We start from the raw sequence: 449 nt of genomic DNA, 5'->3' as shown, positions 1-449 counted from the left end.
TACAGGGGTATCTTCATAGACAGGAGCGCTTTTCCAAATAGTGACGGAGTGGACCGCTTTTAAAGGCTGTTTGCGATCAACACCCAATTCATATCCTCTCTGGTCTAGGATCTCGCCCTTTGCCCCCAGCGTAGTTATCTGTTCGTACACAGCTTGAATCACGATAATAATCGCAAACAAAGATTCCCGTAGGGCAAGGATTAAGAACTTGGTAAACCATTGATTTGGTAAATCTGATAGCACTTTTCCCTCGCCAACAAAAAACTCCACGAGCTTTTGCGTGAACTCATCTTTTGACGGAAACTTCAATCCATATCACCTCTTTTTAAAAGCTCCAATCCATGTCTTGAGGCGCTTCTACTCCTCTAATTTTTACTTTCGCTTGGACTAACATCTTCTTTTTTTCATTGACCTCGATCAAGGAAACATCACAATGCAAAACTTCCTCA

1 pseudogene is annotated in these 449 nt (G+C 42.1%); it reads right to left on the bottom strand.

The window, feature by feature from the left end:
* A pseudogene (locus tag QZ995_RS23745) lies at nucleotides 1–309 on the bottom strand (baseplate J/gp47 family protein); the annotation flags it as partial.
* Nucleotides 310–449 lie beyond the last annotated feature (140 nt).

Source organism: Brevibacillus laterosporus, assembly GCF_030489605.1.
GTDB lineage: Bacteria > Bacillota > Bacilli > Brevibacillales > Brevibacillaceae > Brevibacillus_B > Brevibacillus_B laterosporus_E.
Note: the sequence above shows the minus strand (reverse complement) of the source record. Positions and strands in the feature narration are given on the sequence as shown.